Raw genomic sequence first — 1,824 nt, 5'->3', positions numbered from 1 at the left:
CCCGCCCGCCCGGCGGGGCCGCGGGCGGGCGCGCGGCCGCCCCCGCACGACCGGGGGGGGGTCCCCGGGTACGATCGGTGATCAGATCGGTGATCCGAAGGCGCGGTGCGCTCAGTAGGCCGTCACCGGGTAGTGGTCGGAGAGGTTGGTGTACGTGTACTGCGTGCCCCAGCTGGAGACCGTCCAGGGCGCACTCGTCTCCAGGACCACGTTGTTCGTCCAGTTCGCCGGCCGGGCGTTGCCCGAGCGGTACAGGACGTAGTCGAGGTCCTCGCGCGGGTCGTCCGGGTAGCGCTCGGAGGCGATCGAGTTCAGCTCCGTGTCGAAGGAGTACGGGTGGCCGGTGCGGGTGTCCGCGCCGGCGAGGCCCGCGTCGCTCAGCATGGTCGAGTACTCGGACGTCCGGGAGTCCACGTTGAAGTCGCCGGCCACGATGACCTGCTCGTTCGCCGGGATGTTCTTGGCGTCGAGGAAGGCGTCCATCGCCTTGAACTGGCGGCTGCGCATCTGCGCCGCCTCGCCCGCCGAGCAGCCCGGGTCCGTGGACTGGGCGTGCGTGCCGACGACGTGGACCTTGGTGCCGTTCACGTTCAGGACGGTGTAGACGAAGCCCTTGTTCGAGTACCAGTCCGCACCGCATGCGTCCTTGTAGACGTACTGCTCCTTGCGGACGATCGGCCACTTGCTGAGGATCGTCACGCCCCCGTCCTCGGGGGTGGTGGCGGAGTAGGCCCCGCTCGTGGCGTCCCAGCCGCTCTTGCTCCGGCCCATGACCGGAGTCTGGTACGGGTACTGGGCGTACGAGTTCGCCTTGAGGGCGTCCGAGGAGGAGTTGTCGAAGGCCTCCTGGATCACCACGACGTCCTGGCCCTGGTAGAAGCCGGCGGCGGGGATCGCCTTGGCCCGGTGGTCCTGGCCCCAGTTCGGGTAGAGGGTCTTGCTGAAGAGGAAGGCGTTGTAGCTGAGCACCTTCAGGCGCGGGGCCTCGGCCGCCGAGGCGGAGGGGGCTGCCGTGGCCAGGGTCGCGGCGGCGAGCGCGAGGGACAGGGCGGCGCCGGAGGCACGACGGCGGTGGGCGGCGATCGGCACAGAAACTCCCGTGTGTGGGTGGGGGGTTGGTGCGGCGCGGCACATCAAATCAGCCGTAGTTACCTTCCGGTAGACTCTGGGTGCCGGGAATCTTGCGCGGTCGGCACGAACATGCCAACAGTTGAGCACCCGCGGAAATTGTCGCCTTTTCGAGCAGGTATCATGCGCGCATGACCCTCGCGCAGAACTCGACGATCTTCGACATGGACCTCGGTCCGCTCAACCCCGTCACGGCTGAGCTCATCCTCGGCGTGGTGCTGTTCGCCCTCACCTTCCTGATCCTGGCGAAGGGCATCCTGCCGAAGATCAACCGCACCCTCGCCCAGCGCGAGGACGCCATCGCCGGCGGCACCGAGCGCGCCGACGACCTGCGCGCCGAGGCCACGCAGATCCGTGAGCAGTACGAGGCCGAGCTCGCCGAGGCCCGCCACGACGCCGCCCGCATCCGCTCCAAGGCCACCGAGGACGGCACGGCCGCCATCGCCGCCGCCCGCGCCGAGGGCATGGCCGAGCGCGACGCGATCCTGGCCGCCGGTTCCGCGCGCATCGCCGAAGAGCGCGCCGCCGCCGAGCGCGAGCTCTCCGCCGACGTCGACGCCTGGGCCCGCGCCCTGGCCGGCCGCATCGTCGGCGAGCCCGTCGGCGCCGACCGCGGCTGACACCCACGCACCACGAGATCGGGGCCGCGCCCCGGGCCGAGTCCCCGGACGAGGCCCCGACCCAAGTTCGCCCTTT

At 70.7% G+C, this 1,824-nt stretch carries 2 protein-coding genes; one reads left to right on the top strand and one right to left on the bottom strand.

Annotated features, from left to right (window positions below):
• Positions 1 to 111: 111 nt before the first annotated feature.
• The gene (gene sph / locus ACFVZW_RS35710) at positions 112 to 1,134 is read right to left on the bottom strand and encodes a sphingomyelin phosphodiesterase (protein ID WP_384530572.1); all 1,023 of its coding nucleotides are present in this window, start codon (positions 1,132 to 1,134) and stop codon (positions 112 to 114) included.
• 125 nt (positions 1,135 to 1,259) lie between these two features.
• On the opposite strand from sph, the gene ACFVZW_RS35705 reads away from it, so the two are divergent.
• A complete protein-coding gene (locus tag ACFVZW_RS35705; protein ID WP_384530570.1) occupies positions 1,260 to 1,748 on the top strand; it encodes a hypothetical protein in 489 nt (162 codons plus the stop codon).
• Positions 1,749 to 1,824: the final 76 nt, after the last annotated feature.

Origin of the sequence: Streptomyces sp. NPDC059567 (genome assembly GCF_042735655.1) — a bacterium.
Taxonomy (GTDB): domain Bacteria; phylum Actinomycetota; class Actinomycetes; order Streptomycetales; family Streptomycetaceae; genus Streptomyces.
Note: the sequence above shows the minus strand (reverse complement) of the source record. Positions and strands in the feature narration are given on the sequence as shown.